The sequence below is a fragment of the Archangium gephyra genome (genome assembly GCF_042230915.1).
Taxonomy (GTDB): Bacteria; Myxococcota; Myxococcia; order Myxococcales; family Myxococcaceae; genus Archangium; species Archangium gephyra_B.
The window spans coordinates 2,645,996-2,661,031 of sequence record NZ_CP102578.1; the positions used below are offsets into that span (position 1 = coordinate 2,645,996).

Consider the following 15,036-nt stretch of genomic DNA (forward strand, 5'->3'; position numbering starts at 1 on the left):
CCCAGGAGATTGGAGTACGCTGCTCAACGCCATGTCCGTCGATACCCAACCTTCTGCCCGTCCTCATGTCGTGCGCCGGAAATACCTGGTCGATGCCGGGTTCCAAGTCCGGTACATGCTCCGGCTCGCCGCGCTCGGCGGAGGCGGGGTGCTGCTCGTGGGCGTGCTGGCGTACCGGGCGCACAAGGCCGCGGTGGACAGCGGCGCCTCCCCCCTGGCCCTCGCCACGAGTGGCGAGACCATGCTGTGGCTTACCGGACTTGGCGCGCTGTGCATCGCGGGCCTCCTGGCCCTCATGGGGCTCGTGCTCACCCACCGCGTGGCCGGTCCCGTGTATGTGATGAGCCTCTACATCGCGACGCTCGCCGCCGGCCGCTACCCGCGCATGCGCCCGCTGCGCAAGAAGGACGAGCTGCGCGGTTTCTTCGACCGCTTCAGCGAGGCCGTGGATCGCATCCGCGAGCGCGAGGCCGAGGAGGCCCGGCTGCTCTCCGAGGTCATCGAGACCCTGGAGCCGCTGGCCACCACCCAGGAGGCCCAGGCCGCCATCAGCATTCTCGGCTCCATCCGCGCCCGGAAACGTCAGGCCACCGAAGGTCCCACCTCGGGCGCGCTGAAGTCCGTTGCCTGAAGCGCCCGGGTGCAGCAGAACGCTTCTCCATATGACCCGCCCCCGCATCGTCTTCATGGGCACGCCCGAGTTCGCCGTGTCCTCCCTGGCCGCCCTCTTCGACATCGGAGACGTGGTGGCCGTCGTCACCCAGCCGGACAAGCCCAAGGGCCGGGGACAGGCGCTCGCCATCTCCCCGGTGAAGGCCTACGCGCTCGAGCGTGGCGTGCCCGTGCTGCAGCCCCAGAAGCTGCGCACCCCTCCCTTCTCCGAGGAGCTGCGCAAGCTCGCCCCGGACGTCGCCGTGGTGACGGCCTACGGCAAGATTCTGCCCAAGGACCTGCTGGAGACGCCCGCCAAGGGGTGCCTCAACGTGCACGCCTCGCTGCTGCCGCGCTTCCGGGGCGCCGCCCCCATCCAGTGGGCCATCGCCCATGGTGACCAGGAGACGGGCGTGGCGCTGATGGTGATGGACGAGGGCCTCGACACCGGCCCGGTGCTGGCCGAGAAGCGCCTGCCCATCGCTCCGGACGAGACGAGCGCCACGCTGCACGACAAGCTCTCCAAGCTGGGCGGAGAGCTGCTGCGCGAGTGCCTCCCCGCGTACCTGCGCGGCGAGCTGAAGCCGAGGCCTCAGCCCTCGGAGGGCGTGGTGCTCGCGCCCATCATCGAGAAGGAAGAGGGGAAGCTCGACTTCACGCGGCCGGCGGTGGAGCTGGAGCGGCGCCTGCGGGCCTTCACCCCGTGGCCGGGCGCCTTCACCACTCTGGAGGGCAAGCTGTTCAAGGTGCACCGGGCGCAGGTGGGGCAGGGGAGTGGCGCGCCGGGCACGGTGGTGTCCGCGGGGCCGCAGGGGCTGGAGGTGGCGTGTGGCGAGGGCTCCCTGGTGTTGCTGGAGGTGCAGCCCGAGGGCAAGCGGGTGATGACGGCGGGCGAGTTCCTCGCGGGCCGGAAACTGGCCCCAGGCAGCCGGCCCTTCGAGACGTAGGACGGAGAGAAGAGGACACGCGACATGGGCAAGAGGCTGTTGGTACTGCACGGGCCGAACCTGAACCTGCTGGGCGAGCGGGAAGGCCGGCAGGGAGGTCGGTTCGCGGACCTCGATGCCGCCCTGACGGCCCGGGCCACGGAGCTGGGGTTGGAGCTGAAGGTGGTGCAGTCCAACCACGAGGGCGTCCTCATCGACACCCTGCATGCCGAGCGCTCCCGGCTGGAGGGCGTGGTGGTGAGCCCCGCGGGACTCTTCGGCTCCTACCCGCTCATGGAGGCGCTCGAGGCGGTGGGCGTGCCCGCCATCGAGGTGTACCTGGAGCGGCTCGGGGACCGGGAGTCCGTGGTGGCCGAGGCCTGCGCCTCCACCATCGAGGGCCAGGGCTTCCACTCGTACCTCGAGGCGCTCGAGCGCTTCGCCAGCGGCGACCTCGCCGGGGAGCTGACGGACGAGGAAGAGGAGGAGGCCGAGGAAGAGGAGGAGACGGAGGACGAGGCGGTGGAGGCGGAGGACGACGGCGTGGTGGATGCCGCCTGGTCCGGAGACGACGAGGAGGCCGGGGCGCCGGAGGAGAAGGGGAAGACGCTCGGCCGCCGCGGGAAGGACATCCCCCGGGAGAAGTCCCTGGCGGTGAGGTCCTCGGGGGCCCTGGCGCGTGCCGCCGATGCACCGGCGAAGGCCCTGGCTCCCTCGGGCGGCAACCGCAAGACGCTGGGCCGCAAGGTGGAGGCACCGGCCGCGGCCGCCGCGCCCTCGAAGACGCTGGGCCGCAAGGTGCCGGGCGCGCAGGGGACGCCCGCGGCGAACTTCCTCACCCGGGCCCTGGTGCGGCAGAAGATCGCCGACCGGCTGGCGGGCAGGCTGACTCCGGCGGAGCTGGCGGCGTGGGCGCGTGCGAAGTGGGCCGAGGTGCAGCGCGGGGGCCCGGCGGAGAAGGGCTACCAGGACATGCTGGAGGACTCCCTGCTCACCCTCTCCGCGCTGCCCGCGAGCAAGCTGTCGGATTCGCAGTTGGTGGACATGATGACCCGGTTGGAAGGGTGAGGGAGCGGCGCCCGGGCACTCCAGTGGTAGACGTCTACCACTGTCCGTGCACGTTTGCACACATTCGCCCACATCGCTGGTAGACGTCTACCAGTGAGAGGGCTCCTCGGGTGCGCGCTCAGGCGGCGAGGAAGGCCCGCGCGGCCGCACGGCTGAAGGTGCTGCGGGTATGGCCCCTGGAGCCCCTCCCTCCGGGCTCGAAGCGACGGCGCGTGGTGGTGGAGGCCGGGGCTCCGGAGGCCCGGGGCCACTTCACGCTCCTGCTGTGGCAGGACGGTGAGCCCCCGAGTGTTTCGCTGGAAGGGGTGACGTTCCCGTAGGGGAGGGCTCCCCGGCACCTCCTCCCCCTCGCCACCTTGTCGGGTTGTGTGCAGACAGGTTCCTCCGGGGTGCCGGACCCTGGTTGCCAGGTTCCACGCCTTGCTTGGATGCGTGCCTTGTCCACTCGTCCAGGCCGTGAGTGCTCGGCGGGTCCACCCCCCTTGTTGGTGGGGTGGGTGCTGCTCGTGTTCGTGTTGCAGGCCGGGTGCGCCACGGGGATCCCCAGGCGTGGCACGCTGACGGGCCTGGGCCATCGGCCGCCCACCCCCCAGTTCTTCAACGCGGCAGCGCCCGCGCGCAGCCCCGCGGCCTCCGCCACTGGGAGGGGCGCGGGAGCACCGCCCGCTTCAGCGGACACCTCGGCGGAGGCGTGGGCGCCCAGCTCCGAGGAGGTGAGGGCACGGGCGCGCCGGGTGGAGGAGGAGCGGGCGCAGGCGCTGGTGTTGGCGGCGCAGCGGGAAGGGCGGGACCCGCGGGCGGCGCGGGAGGCGGAGGCCGACAGGGCCCTGGAGCGCGTGGTGGGCCTGTGCAGCGGGGTGGAGGAGGTGGGGGCGGTGCGGGCCTTCACCTTCTGGGTGGAGGAGGGCGCGCTGACGCTGGTGGGCTATCAGGAGGAGCACGGCGGCGGGCCCGTGGGGCGGCCGGTGGAGGGGGAGGCGCTGGCACGGGTGGTGAGGCTCGTCCTCACCGAATACGTGGCGGGACGCACCGGGGAGGTGGTGCTGCGGCTGCGGCGCGAGGAGGCCCGCTGGGCGGTGGACTACGAGGCCACGAGTCCGTCCACCCGGCCCGCCGAGGCCAGGAGGCTCCCGGTGCGCATGCCGGGCACTCCGGCTGGCACCTTCCTCGCCTTCCACGAGGTGGCCGGCAAGTGGATGCGTGCCGTGCAGGTGCCGGCCGGTGGCGAGGCGCGGGTGGCGCTCGAGGTGTGGCTGGAGGATGGCCGGCTCGCCGGAGGAGAGCTGCGGGAGGTGCGGCGCACGCGGGAGGGGCCGGGAGGCAGCCCGCTCGCGCTATCCCCGCGGGTGGCGGGGCACCTCGTCCAGGTGCTGCTGCCCTTCACCGAGGGGGTGGGCCCGCGCACGGTGCGCGTGGTGCTGCGGGCCGAGCACCGGGTGGGAGAGGCTCAGGGGCGGGGCTGGGTGGAGTCGGTGCGAGTGGAGCGCCCGCCGCCGCAACCGGGGCAGAGCTGGTACCTGTCCATGCACGAGGCCACCCTGCTGCGCTGGCGGGAGGGAGTGGTGGAGGGCTCGGCCTGGCTGGCGCAGCGGGGCGCGGAGGAACTGGCGCTGTGGTTCGCGCTGGGAATCATCGCCAAGGGCCTGGGCTTCTTCGCCACGGAGGGGCTGGAGTGGGTGACGAAGGCGCTGGGGCGCGAGCCCGAGGTGGTGGCCGGGTGGCTGCGCACCGCGCTCAAGCGGTTGACCAAGGATGAACGGACGGCGTTCGAGCAACTCTGGCGGAAGGTGGCGCTGGAGGGCGAGCAGGCCCTCGGCCGTAGCGAGCGCAAGACGCTGCGGAGCCTTTTCGTCCGTCTCGAACAGGCAATTCAGGAACCACTCGATACTGATTTGAAAAGCACACTTCGAGCGGAAGCTCGCGTTCACTACGCGGAGTTGTACCCGCGGTTCGCCAACATTCTAGATGATCTGGGTTCACAATTTCCTATCCATCACCGACGGCCGCTTCAATACGCCCACCTCTTTCCAGATGAAAATATCAATGCCGCGGAGAACCTGGTCATGTTGCAGGAGTACGTCCACAAAGAAATCAACTTCTTGTGGGCGCGATTTCGCAAAGCCCGTCCCAGTCCGACAGCCGATGAAGTAAGAAGAGCAGCCGAAATCATTGATAGGCAGTTCGAGCCCTGGTACCACCGCGTTGATGCTCCGCCAGGGGTTTTGAAAACTGCCGGACAAGCCAAGGATGCCGCCCATCGCGAACTGCGGAAACGATTCGCTGGTCTCGACTAGGCGCCTGGACAAGGAGGAATGATGGAATCCATGGCCCTGCCTGGGTTGGAGCGGTTGCTGGACGTATGTCAGCGGTTGAATCTGGGGCTGGAGACCGCACCACCCGCTCGTGAGCCATTGAGCGCCGGGGAGGCGCTGGTAGGTGTTCCCTTCGATCCGGTACTGGCAAGCGTTTACGCGCGCTTGGGTCATGCTGTTTTTGCCGCGAAGGTGATGTGCTGGGCGCTCATTCGATGGGATGACAATGATCATTCGCTGCGAGAGCGTAATGAATGGTGGCGGGAAAACTGGTGGGAGGAATTGGGGCAGCCCGTCATTGTCTTCGGTGGGGGTGTCTTCACCTACGCCACTGTCCCTGGTCTCGCGGATGACTGGGGAAGGCAGCCCGTGGTCATGGTGGACACCTATGAGTTCGAGCCCCGGGTCATTCCCGTGGCCTCGAGCGTGGACCGGTTCTTCGATACCTACGCGCGCTACCTGGAAGCCAAGGTTTCGGAGCCCAGCTATCGAACGTCAGGTGAAGTGGATATCGGGTTTCCTTACGACGCCGTATCGCTCGTCGCGCGGGACGAGCGGTTGGTGGAGTTGATGCGAGCGGGGCGCTTCGACGCATTGATGCGGAATGTGGAGGATGGGACGCGCCGCTGGGCCGCCCAGGTGATGGGCAGGTAGGGCGCCAGGGGCGGGGGAAGTGTGGTACGGGGAGGGAAGGATGAACGCACGCGCCATCGCCATCCAGGTCCTGAGCCGTGTCCGGGCCACGGATGCGTACCTCAATGTCGTCCTCGACACGGTGCTCTCGGAGTCGCCGCCGGCCGATCCCCGCGACGCCGGGCTCATCACCGAGCTGACCTACGGGGCCACCCGCCGTCAGCTCGCGTTGGACTACGCCATCACCCGCTTCGCGGACCGCAAGCTGGACGCGCTCGAGGACAAGGTCCTGGCCGCACTGCGCGTGGGGGCCTATCAAATCTTCTACACGCGGGTGCCGGCACGCGCGGCCGTGGCCGAGACGGTGCAGGCGCTCAAGGAGGTGGGGCTGGCACGCGCGGCGGGCTTCACCAACGCCATCCTGCGCAAGCTGGCCTCGCTGCCCTCGCAGCCGCTGCCGCCGGAGGCAGACCCCATCGAGCTCCTGTCGGTGCGCGAGAGCCACCCGAAGTGGCTGGTGGAGCGCTGGGTGCGCCAGTTCGGCCGGGAGCGCGCCGAGGCGATGCTCGCCGCCAACAACCAGACGCCCGCGGTGGTCATCCGCGCCAACAGCGCCAAGGGGACGCGTGACGCGCTGCTGGAGCAGCTGCGCGAGACGGGGCTGGAGGTGCGGCCCACGACGGTGTCTCCGGTGGGCATCGTCCTGCCGCCGGTGGGCCGGCTGGAGGACGTGTACGGCTACGCCGAGGGCCTGTGGCAGGTGCAGGACGAGGCGGCGCAGTTGGTGGGCGTCTACGGGGACATTCCCGAGACGGCGCGGGTGCTGGATGCGTGCGCGGCGCCGGGCGGCAAGGCGTGCCACCAGGCCGAGAAGCACGAGGTGGTGGCCACGGACCTGCACGCCAACAAGCTGCGGAAGATCGAATCCGAGGCGAAGCGGCTGGGCCTCTCCGCGCGGTTGAAGGCCGAGGCGCACGACGCGTCGCAGCCCTGGCCGGAGGAGTGGGGCGAGTTCCACGCCTTCCTGGTGGACGCGCCGTGCTCGGGACTGGGGACACTGCGGCGGCACCCGGAGCTGCGCTACCGGCGCAAGCCGGAGGACATCGGCCGGCTGGCGGTGTTGCAGCGGCGCATCCTGGAGAACTGCCAGGAGGCGGTGCCGCCCGGAGGCCTGCTGGTGTACGCGGTGTGCACGATGGAGCCGCAGGAGGGGCAGGATCAGGTGGAGATGTTCCTGCGCAGCCACCCCGAGTGGACGGCGGAGCCGCCGGTGCTGCACGAGGGGGTGAAGCTCCCGCTCACCCAGGCGTACCTGCGCACGCTGCCGGGCCCCGAGAACTGGGACGGCTTCTTCGCCGCGCGTCTGCGCAAGCTCTACTGAGCGTCAGGCGGTGGGGGCATGGGCTCGTAGTTCGACGGCGGGGGCGGCGGGAGATCCGGCAGGGCCCTCAGCACCGGCACCAGCATCCTCATGGCCTCGGTGAGGCAGCCGAACCGCCTGCCCGCCTCGGCGGCCGTGGCCCGCTCCACCCAGTGCTCCCAGCGTCCCTGCCACGCCCCATCCCGCCGCGTGGCCAGCATGTCCCGCACGATGAGCCCGAAGGAGAAGACGTCGGCGGAGGGCGGGACGGGACCCGTCTCCCTCAGCTCGGGGGCCAGGTAGGCCGCGCCCACCTGGGGCGCCCTCAGCCAGGTGGGGGCATGGTCGCGCCGGAAGACCTCCAGCCCCAGGTCGAGGATGCACAGCCGCACGCCCTTGCTGCCCCCGGGCGCGACGAGCAACCGCGTGGGCCGCAGCCGGCCATGCGCGAGCCCCGCGGCCTGGGCGGCGGTGAGCGCCTGCGCCAGCTGGTCCGCGAGTGAGTGCAGGTAGGGGAGATCGAGCCCTACCGGATGGAGTCCCCCCAGCATCGACGGCAGCGACTCGCCATTCCACCAGGGGCGCACCATCCACAGCGCCTCGAGGGCCGGGTCGTACCCCACGGTCTCCACTGGCGCGAAGGAGGGGTTGCGGGTCCGCTCGCCCGCGCGCACCAGCTCCTCGAAGCGCCCGAGCTCGGCGGACGTGGGGGCCCGCAGCGTGCGCCACAGCGTGAGCCGCCGGGCGCCCCCTCCTTCCAGGGGCTCCACCCGGTACTCCGAGCCGGGCTCGTCCCCGAAGGCTGGACGGACGATGCGCCACTTCCCTCCGAGGACGTCACCTGCGGTCAGCGCGCTCATGACTCTAGAGTGTAGACCCGGCGGCCCCGGTGCACGGCAGGGGCCTTGTCCGCTGACGTCCATCCTCGAACACGAGTCTGCTCCCATGGGCGACCTGCTCCTACTCCCGGGTGACGCGGTGCGGGACGACGCCATGGGTCGGCATGCGACGCGTCTTGATTCCACCCCGGCAGGTCCAATATTCGCGGTTCAGGAGGACAGGGGGCCAAGCGGGGACTTTCCCGCCCGGCCGGGACGCGATGGAGAAGGGTTCACCGCAGGAGTTGGAGCAACGGCTGGCCTTGAGCAGGCCGGAAGACACCCTGCGCGGTTTCTTCTTCACGGGGGCGCTGGACGTGGTGCGCGGCCTGGAGGACGACGTGGCGCTGAGGCGCTGCATCGAAGCGGCCGGCGGCAGCCGGTTCATGGCCTTCTTCAGCTACCCCGTCGGCGCGCTGAACCGGTTGCTCTACGCCGCGGCGTGGGCGCTGAGCGAGCGGCACGGCGGCTTCGAGCCCGCGATGCAGCGGCTGGGACATCAGGTCGCGCCCGAGTACCTGGAGTCCGGGGCGGGGCGGGTGCTGACGATGCTGGCCGGGGGCGAGCCGAGGCGGATGCTCAACGGGTTCCCCTCGGCCTGGCGGACGTCCGTGCGGCATGGCGAGTGCTCGGTGCGGTGGACGGGGCCGGTCAACGGCGTCGTCGTCATCAAGGGCAGCCCCCTGCCTTCCGACTACCTGGTGGGTGCGGTGCGGGGCCTCTTCGAGACCACGAAGGTAGCGGATGTGAATGCCACCGGACGGCAGGTGAGCCTGAGCGAGACGGAGGTCGAGGTCTCCTGGTAGGCAGGGAGGCGTGCACAGGGGGCGGGCAGAAGCGGCGCGCGAGCGGTGTTCGGAGCGCGTTCGTGAAGGAGGCACATGCGCCGGTTGGTCGAGCTGACGGAGATGGGTCGAGGCACGGGTCCCCGGGTGTTGCTGCTGCCCGGGTTGGGCGCACGGGGTGAGGGCTTCCGCGCCCTCGCCGAGCGCCTCTCCTTCGTGGCCCGCCCCGTCCTCGTCGAGTACCCGGAAGGCAGCCACGCCGCCTGTGGGGCAGGGGAGCTGGCTCGGCAGGTGCTGACGGCGGCCGGACGGATGGACGCGGTGGTGGCCAGCTCCTTCGGGGGCATGGTGGCCGGGCACCTGGCCGCGGCGGGCGCCGTGCGCGGGGTGGCCTTCCTCAGCTCCTTCACCCGGCCCGAGCACCTGGGGCTGCGCGGCCACCTCATCCCGATGATGGGGCCCATTGCCGTCCTGGGCCGCCCCGGCCCGCTCACGGCCGCCCTGGCCTCGTGGAAGCGCATCCCCACCGAGCGGGTGCCCGAGGTGGTGCCCACCACGACGCTGGAGCGGATGACCACGCTCCACCGCGCCTTCTCCATCCTCCGCGAGCCGCCTCCGCCCGAGCTGAGCCGGCTGCCCCTCTCGTGCCTGTGCCTCCAGGGAGACCGGGACGTGCTGGTGCCCGCGTCCACCATGGCGCGGCTGGCCGCCTCGCTTCCTCCGGGCACGCCGCAGCTTCTCCTGCGCGGCGTGGGCCACGTGCCCTACTTCACGCACCCCGAGGAGTGCGCCCGGCTGCTCACCCCCTGGTTGCATGCGCTGGCGCCCGCCGCGGGCGTCGAGACCGCCGCCTGAGCCAACGAAAAACCCCGTGCCACCCGCGGGGGGCGGCACGGGGCCGGGAGCCGTCACGGGGACGGGCTCAGTGCTCTTCGGTCGTGGCCTCGGCCAGCTTGAAGGCCTCGAGTACCGCGGCCGACGCGCGATCCAGGTACTTGCCCTTGCGGATGAGCAGACCGATGGGCCGCGACACCGGACCCTCGGCGAAGGGCTTGGACACCACCGAGCCCTGCGCCACCTCGGCCGCCACCGTGGACGAGGGGAGGATGGCCACGCCGATGCCCATCTCCACCGCGCGCTTGATGGTCTCGACGTTGTCGATCTCCATCACCGGGTTGAGGTCCAGGTTCTTCTCGCGGAAGAGCCGGTCCAGCGCCTTGCGCGTGGGGGCCTCGCGATCGAAGGCGATGAAGGGCACGCCCGAGAGCGCCGTGAGGCTCACCTTCGCCTTGCTGGCGAACGGGTGGTTGGGCGCGCACACCACCGCCAGCCGGTCGTCGCGGAACGGGTGGATGTCCACGCCCGCGCGCGGCTGCGGGTAGGCCACAATTCCAATCTCCGCCGCCCCGAGGATCACGTCGTCGTAGACCTGATCATTGCGCCGGTAGTTCAGGCGCATGTTCACCTTGGGGTGCGTCTTGAGCAGCTGCTTCTGCACGTTGCGCAGCTCGTGCAGGCCCACCGAGTAGATGGTGGACACCGTCGTGGTGCCTTGCACCTCGGTGGACTGCTCGCGGATCTCATTCTCCACTTCGGCGAACCGGGCGAGGATCTCCTTGCACCCGCGGAACAGGCGCTCGCCCGCCGGCGTCGGCGTCACCTGGCGCGCGCTGCGCGACAGGAGCTTCTGCTCGTACCGGTTCTCCAGGGCCCGGATCTGCTGGCTCACCGCTGACTGCGTCACGTGGTTGAGCTGCGCGGCCCGCGAGAAGGAGCCCGTCTCCACCACGTCACAAAACATCTTCAAGGATTCAAGCTGCATAAGAGGGGGCCTCTCCTAACCGAAGCCTAATGTCGAGGCTAGAGCTAATTAGCCGGTCTACGCCGCACCGGCAAAAGTACTTACCCCGCCTGGCCGTCCGGCTGCTTGACGGAGGAGGGGTGTGTAGGAGGGGCGGGGCGCCTCTTGGGGCGCCTCCTTGGAGGACGAAGGGTCCTCAGCTGGAGGCCGGGCGCGCCTTCGAGCGAATCAGCACCACCACGGCCGCTCCGAGTGCCAGCAGGCCGGAGCCGACGATGACCTGCATACGGCTCATCTCCAGGTCGGCCTCCCGTTTGAAACTGCACTCCGTCTCCGACAGGTCGGTGCAGTCCGCCGGCGACAGGCGTGTCTTCAGCCCCACTCCCAGCAGGAAGAGGCCTCCCAGGAGGATGCCGCCGCACAGCCCCAGCAGGGCTGCCCGGGTCAATCCCTCCGCGTTCTTCGGGCTCTTGGCGTCCGTTGCCTCGTGTTGCATGGAGGGGACGCTACCGCCGCATGGGCTCGCGCGCCACATCCCGCGTATGCTGCGGCGCCATGCGAATCCTCTACGGTGTCGTTGGCGAAGGCATGGGGCACGCTACCCGCTCCCGCGTGCTCCTCGAGGAACTGGCCAAGGAGCACGAGGTCCACATCGTCGTCTCGGGGCGCGCCAAGGACTACCTGGCCAAGCGTTTCGAGAACGTGCATGGCATCTGGGGCTTCACCATCGCCTACGAGGGCAACTCGGTGAAGAAGTGGCAGACGGTGCTGCAGAACCTCTCCGGGGCCGTCAAGGGCTGGCCGCAGAACGTGCGCCAGTACTTCGACCTCGTGGAGGACTTCAAGCCGGACGTCGTGGTGAGCGACTTCGAGAGCTTCAGCTACCTCTTCGGCCGCAACCACCGCCTGCCCGTCATCAGCGTGGACAACATGCAGGTCATCAACCGCGCGAAGCACGACGCCTCGCTGCTCGCCGGCTTCGAGGATGACTTCGAGGCCACCCGCGCCCTGGTGAAGTCCAAGCTGCCCGGGTGCTTCCACTACCTCGTCACCACCTTCTTCTACCCGCCCGTCCGCAAGGAGCGCACCACGCTGCTGCCCTCCATCCTGCGGCCGGAGATCATCTCCGCGAAGTCCGAGCCCGGCGAGCACCTGCTCGTCTACCAGACCTCCACCACCAACACGCAGCTGCCGGAGATCCTCAAGCAGAGCGGTCTGCCCTGCCACATCTACGGCATGCGCCGCGACATCACCGAGGACGTGCGCGACGGCAACCTCCTCTACCGCCCTTTCAGCGAGAAGGGCTTCATCGACGACCTGCGCACCGCCCGGGCCGTCGTCGCCGGGGGCGGCTACACCCTCATGAGCGAGGCCGTCTACCTGCACAAGCCCATGCTCTCGCTGCCCGTGAAGGGCCAGTTCGAGCAGGTGCTCAACGCCCTCTACCTGGAGCGGCTGGGGTACGGCATGTACGCGCCCGAGCTCACCCTGGAGCGCCTGCGCGACTTCCTCCAGCGCGTGCCCCGGTGCCAGGAGGCCCTCAAGGGCTATGAGCAGGACGGCAACGTGAAGATGATCGAGGCGCTGCGCGAGCAGCTCGCCCGCGCCGCCGAGTACAAGGGCCGCTGGTGGGAGGAGCTGGGCCCAGGCGAGCCTTCCAAGGCGTGAGCCTCTCCCCTGGCCGCCAGGAAACCAGGCGGCCGGGCGGAGAAAAGTTGGCTGGTCATCAGGAGGGTGGGGCCTGCAAGCCCCCCTTCAGGGAATGCTCCGCCGGCCGCGGTCCTGGCGGGCGGGTTCCATGTTAGGAGGCGCGGACCGGCACATGCGTCCGGAGCCTGCCGTTGAAGCGAAGGCGCGCCTTCGCCAGGGCTCGCGCATGGTCCCCACCTATTGCACCGAGCTCCATGATGGACAGCCGCGGTACCCAGAAGTTGTTCGAGACAGGCATCCCGAGCTTCGACCTGTTGCTGGGCGGTGGCATCCCCCGGCGCCAGACCCTCATCGTGGCGGGCAACCCCGGCTGCGGTAAGACGATCCTCTGCAGCCAGGTGGCCTTCCTCGCCGCCGCTCGCGGGCTGCCCGTGGTGCTCGCCACCGTCACCTCCGAGCCTCACGACAAGCTGGTGGACGCGCTCTCCGGCTTCTCCTTCTTCCGCCGCGAGCTGCTGGGCGAGAAGCTCTTCCTCGTGAGCGCCTACGCCTCGCTGAAGAAGGGCGCCAAGGAGGCGCGCGACACCCTGCTGCACACCGTGCGCGAGCACGGCGCGAAGATGCTCTTCATCGACGGGCTGCGCTCCATCCGCGACCTGTGGCAGGACGAGGCCCGGCTGCGCGAGTTCCTGTATGAGCTGGGCATCGGGCTGTCCACCATGGACTGCATCGGGCTCTTCACCACCGAGTACCCCATCGACAAGTTGATGACGCTGCCGGAAGCCACCACGGTGGATGGCATCGTCTCGCTGTGGGTGAGCCATCAGGGCGGGCGCCGCCATCGCCGGATGGAGGTGGTCAAGCTGCGCGGCCGGCCCCACCTGCAAGGGGAGCACCTCTTGCAGATTGGTGCCGAGGGGGTGGAGATCATCCCGCGGCTCGAGGCCCGCGTCCCCTCGGACAAGGATTTCGTCCCGCCGCGCACCCGGGCGAGCTTCGGTCTGCCCGAGTTCGACGGGCTGCTGGATGGCGGCCTGCCCCTGCAGAGCACCACCCTGCTGGCGGGCAGCATGGGCATCGGCAAGACGCTGCTCGCCGCGCACTTCGCGGCGGAGGGGGCCCGCCAGGGGGAGAAGACGCTTTTCGTCTCCTTCTTCGAGCCTCCCGCCGCGCTGTTGGCCCGGGCCCAGCGCATCGGGCTGGACGTGCGGGAGGCGCTGGCGAGCGGGGCGATGATATTGATGCACCAGCCTCCCTCCGAGCTGGAGGCGGATGTCCTGGTGGACCGCATCCTGCGGGAGGTGGCCCTGCTGGGCGTGCGGAGGCTGGTGATCGACGGGCTGACGGAGCTCGAGCTCTCCATCGTGGACCCGGAGCGGCGGCGCACCTTCCTGGCCGCCTTCAGCGTGCACCTGCGGGCGGCGGGCGTGACGTCCCTGTTCACCAAGGAGGTGTCGAAGATCGCCGGCACCGAGCTGGACTTCAGCGACACGCCCATCGCCATCCTCGGCGAGAACCTGCTGCTGTTGCGCTACGTGGAGCTGCGCGGACGCATCCACCGCGTCATGTCCATCCTCAAGATGCGCGACAGCAAGTACGACGGGGACCTGCGCGAGTTCGAGATCAACGACGCGGGCATCCGCGTGCTCAATCCGATGCGCTCGGCCGCGGGCCTGCTGACGGGCCTGGCCCAGCCCATCGGCTCGCGTATCGGCGGGGGAGAGGAATGAGCCTCGTCCTCATCGCGGAGGATGAGGAGGCGATGCTCGAGATCTTCGCCCAGGTGGTGGAGGATCTGGGCCACCGGACCCTGCGGGCCCATAACGGTGAAGAGGCCCTGATGCTGGCCCGGACCGAGCGGCCGGACCTGGTGGTGAGCGACCACATGATGCCCCGGCGCACCGGGGTGGAGCTGCTGCGGACGCTGCGGGCCGATCCTCGCCTCGGCTCGGTCCCCTTCCTGCTGCTGAGCGCCGCACACCCCAGGGGGTTGGAGGAGGCCGATGCCTTCCTCTCCAAGCCGGTGGACCTGGACACCTTCGAGGCCGCGGTGGAGCAGGTGCTGCGCTCGCGCCCCGCTCCGGAGCCGAGCGGGGAGGCCATGACCGCGGGGGACCGCGCGGGCCACTCCAGCGGCGCCGTGCGCGAGGAGATGCTCAACTGGGTGGCCCATGAGATCAAGACCCCCCTGAGCTCCGCGCGCCTCAATGCCCAGCTGCTGCTGCGCAAGCAGGACGAGCGCGGCGCCGCCGAGGAGCGCAAGTGCTCCGAGGCCATCCTCCGCCAGCTCGACCGGATGAACTCCCTCGTCACCTCCATCCTCGATGCGGCGCGCCTGTCCGAGGGCAAGGTGGCGCTGCAGCGGGAGCGCGGCGAGCTTGGCGCCTTCCTCCAGGACGTGGTCCAGGAGTGGCGCGAGCTCCAGCCCCAGGTGGACTTCTCCCTGACGGGGGTGGCGCAGCCGGTGAAGCTGTCCTTCGATGCCGAGCGCGTGCGGTACATCCTCAACAACCTGCTCTCCAATGCGGTGAAGTACGGCGGAGAGCAGCGGCGCGTCGAGGTGACGCTCTCCCTCACGCCCGGCCTGGCCATCGTCCAGGTGCGCGACTGGGGCGTGGGCATCCCCGCCTCGGAGCTGCGCAACATCTTCGAGCGCTTCCACCGCGCGGACGGCGCGGGCGGGCACGGACATGGGTTGGGGCTCTACATCGCCGCGGCGCTCGCGAGGCTCCACGGCGGCTCGCTCACCGCGCAGTCGGAGCTGGGCCAGGGCTCCACCTTCAGCCTCCGGCTGCCCCTGTCGGGCTGATGCCCTTCAGGGCAGTGATATCCCCTCTCCCTTCGGGAGAGGGTCAGGGTGAGGGTGCCCGAATCTGTTCTCCAACCCGTGGCCCTCAATGTGGGCAGGGGATTCAACCCGGGTACACCCGATACCCTCACCCCGACCCTCTCCCGGGGGGCGAGGGAGGAGT

General features: G+C 70.0%; 15 protein-coding genes. 12 read left to right on the top strand and 3 right to left on the bottom strand.

The features are described from left to right. Positions 1 to 115: 115 nt before the first annotated feature. The 7 genes from NR798_RS10535 (at position 116) to rsmB (ending at position 6,971) form a co-directional block, all read left to right on the top strand. Entirely contained in the window at positions 116 to 631 is a 516-nt protein-coding gene (locus NR798_RS10535) for a signal protein (protein ID WP_375771321.1), read from the top strand. Between the two features lie 31 nt (positions 632 to 662). Then, the gene (gene fmt / locus NR798_RS10540) at positions 663 to 1,598 is read left to right on the top strand and encodes a methionyl-tRNA formyltransferase (protein WP_375771322.1); all 936 of its coding nucleotides are present in this window, start codon (positions 663 to 665) and stop codon (positions 1,596 to 1,598) included. Positions 1,599 to 1,622: 24 nt separating this feature from the next. Next, positions 1,623 to 2,645 (top strand): type II 3-dehydroquinate dehydratase, encoded by a 1,023-nt coding sequence (locus NR798_RS10545; RefSeq protein ID WP_375771323.1) that lies wholly within the window; start codon positions 1,623 to 1,625, stop codon positions 2,643 to 2,645. 110 nt (positions 2,646 to 2,755) lie between these two features. After that, positions 2,756 to 2,965 (top strand): hypothetical protein, encoded by a 210-nt coding sequence (locus tag NR798_RS10550; protein WP_375771324.1) that lies wholly within the window; start codon positions 2,756 to 2,758, stop codon positions 2,963 to 2,965. A 177-nt stretch (positions 2,966 to 3,142) separates the two neighbouring features. Further along, positions 3,143 to 4,939, top strand: coding sequence for a hypothetical protein (locus NR798_RS10555; protein ID WP_375771325.1), 1,797 nt, complete (start codon positions 3,143 to 3,145; stop codon positions 4,937 to 4,939). An 18-nt stretch (positions 4,940 to 4,957) separates the two neighbouring features. Next, positions 4,958 to 5,611 carry a hypothetical protein gene (locus NR798_RS10560; protein ID WP_375771326.1) on the top strand — a complete coding sequence of 218 codons (654 nt, stop codon included), beginning with the start codon at positions 4,958 to 4,960 and terminating at the stop codon, positions 5,609 to 5,611. Between the two features lie 40 nt (positions 5,612 to 5,651). Next, positions 5,652 to 6,971 (top strand): 16S rRNA (cytosine(967)-C(5))-methyltransferase RsmB, encoded by a 1,320-nt coding sequence (gene rsmB, locus NR798_RS10565; RefSeq protein ID WP_375771327.1) that lies wholly within the window; start codon positions 5,652 to 5,654, stop codon positions 6,969 to 6,971. Here rsmB and NR798_RS10570 read toward each other — a convergent pair. After that, a complete protein-coding gene (locus NR798_RS10570; protein ID WP_375771328.1) occupies positions 6,965 to 7,810 on the bottom strand; it encodes a hypothetical protein in 846 nt (281 codons plus the stop codon). The two genes, rsmB and NR798_RS10570, sit on opposite strands and share 7 nt — an antisense overlap. Positions 7,811 to 8,091: 281 nt before the next feature. Between NR798_RS10570 and NR798_RS10575 the strand changes: the two genes are divergently transcribed. Together NR798_RS10575 and NR798_RS10580 are read left to right on the top strand one after the other, a co-directional pair. Continuing rightward, on the top strand, positions 8,092 to 8,634 hold the full coding sequence (locus NR798_RS10575) for a TIGR02265 family protein (protein ID WP_375771329.1): 543 nt from the start codon (positions 8,092 to 8,094) through the stop codon (positions 8,632 to 8,634). 75 nt (positions 8,635 to 8,709) lie between these two features. Next, positions 8,710 to 9,468 carry an alpha/beta fold hydrolase gene (locus NR798_RS10580; protein WP_375771330.1) on the top strand — a complete coding sequence of 253 codons (759 nt, stop codon included), beginning with the start codon at positions 8,710 to 8,712 and terminating at the stop codon, positions 9,466 to 9,468. 67 nt (positions 9,469 to 9,535) lie between these two features. Here NR798_RS10580 and NR798_RS10585 read toward each other — a convergent pair whose 3' ends face one another. Next, on the bottom strand, positions 9,536 to 10,435 hold the full coding sequence (locus NR798_RS10585; RefSeq protein ID WP_375771331.1) for a LysR family transcriptional regulator: 900 nt from the start codon (positions 10,433 to 10,435) through the stop codon (positions 9,536 to 9,538). A 175-nt stretch (positions 10,436 to 10,610) separates the two neighbouring features. Then, a complete protein-coding gene (locus NR798_RS10590; RefSeq protein WP_375771332.1) occupies positions 10,611 to 10,910 on the bottom strand; it encodes a hypothetical protein in 300 nt (99 codons plus the stop codon). Positions 10,911 to 10,969: 59 nt separating this feature from the next. Between NR798_RS10590 and NR798_RS10595 the strand changes: the two genes are divergently transcribed. The 3 genes from NR798_RS10595 (at position 10,970) to NR798_RS10605 (ending at position 14,873) form a co-directional block, all read left to right on the top strand. Beyond that, entirely contained in the window at positions 10,970 to 12,082 is a 1,113-nt protein-coding gene (locus NR798_RS10595; RefSeq protein ID WP_375771333.1) for an MJ1255/VC2487 family glycosyltransferase, read from the top strand. Between the two features lie 236 nt (positions 12,083 to 12,318). Next, positions 12,319 to 13,794: an RAD55 family ATPase gene (locus NR798_RS10600; protein WP_375771334.1), complete on the top strand. Its 1,476-nt coding sequence runs from the start codon at positions 12,319 to 12,321 to the stop codon at positions 13,792 to 13,794. After that, entirely contained in the window at positions 13,791 to 14,873 is a 1,083-nt protein-coding gene (locus NR798_RS10605) for an ATP-binding protein (RefSeq protein WP_375771335.1), read from the top strand. Before NR798_RS10600 ends, NR798_RS10605 begins: the two co-directional genes overlap by 4 nt. The last annotated feature ends 163 nt before the right edge of the window (positions 14,874 to 15,036 follow it).

Excerpts from the sequence above, each read along its gene's own strand:
- NR798_RS10535 (WP_375771321.1), top strand. The coding sequence starts at position 116 with ATGCTCCGGCTCGCCGCGCTCGGCGGAGGCGGGGTGCTGCTCGTGGGC.
- fmt (WP_375771322.1), top strand. The coding sequence starts at position 663 with ATGACCCGCCCCCGCATCGTCTTCATGGGCACGCCCGAGTTCGCCGTG.
- NR798_RS10545 (WP_375771323.1), top strand. The coding sequence starts at position 1,623 with ATGGGCAAGAGGCTGTTGGTACTGCACGGGCCGAACCTGAACCTGCTG.
- NR798_RS10560 (WP_375771326.1), top strand. The coding sequence starts at position 4,958 with ATGATGGAATCCATGGCCCTGCCTGGGTTGGAGCGGTTGCTGGACGTA.
- rsmB (WP_375771327.1), top strand. The coding sequence starts at position 5,652 with ATGAACGCACGCGCCATCGCCATCCAGGTCCTGAGCCGTGTCCGGGCC.
- NR798_RS10570 (WP_375771328.1), bottom strand. The coding sequence starts at position 7,810 with ATGAGCGCGCTGACCGCAGGTGACGTCCTCGGAGGGAAGTGGCGCATC.
- NR798_RS10580 (WP_375771330.1), top strand. The coding sequence starts at position 8,710 with ATGCGCCGGTTGGTCGAGCTGACGGAGATGGGTCGAGGCACGGGTCCC.
- NR798_RS10585 (WP_375771331.1), bottom strand. The coding sequence starts at position 10,435 with ATGCAGCTTGAATCCTTGAAGATGTTTTGTGACGTGGTGGAGACGGGC.
- NR798_RS10590 (WP_375771332.1), bottom strand. The coding sequence starts at position 10,910 with ATGCAACACGAGGCAACGGACGCCAAGAGCCCGAAGAACGCGGAGGGA.
- NR798_RS10595 (WP_375771333.1), top strand. The coding sequence starts at position 10,970 with ATGCGAATCCTCTACGGTGTCGTTGGCGAAGGCATGGGGCACGCTACC.
- NR798_RS10600 (WP_375771334.1), top strand. The coding sequence starts at position 12,319 with ATGATGGACAGCCGCGGTACCCAGAAGTTGTTCGAGACAGGCATCCCG.
- NR798_RS10605 (WP_375771335.1), top strand. The coding sequence starts at position 13,791 with ATGAGCCTCGTCCTCATCGCGGAGGATGAGGAGGCGATGCTCGAGATC.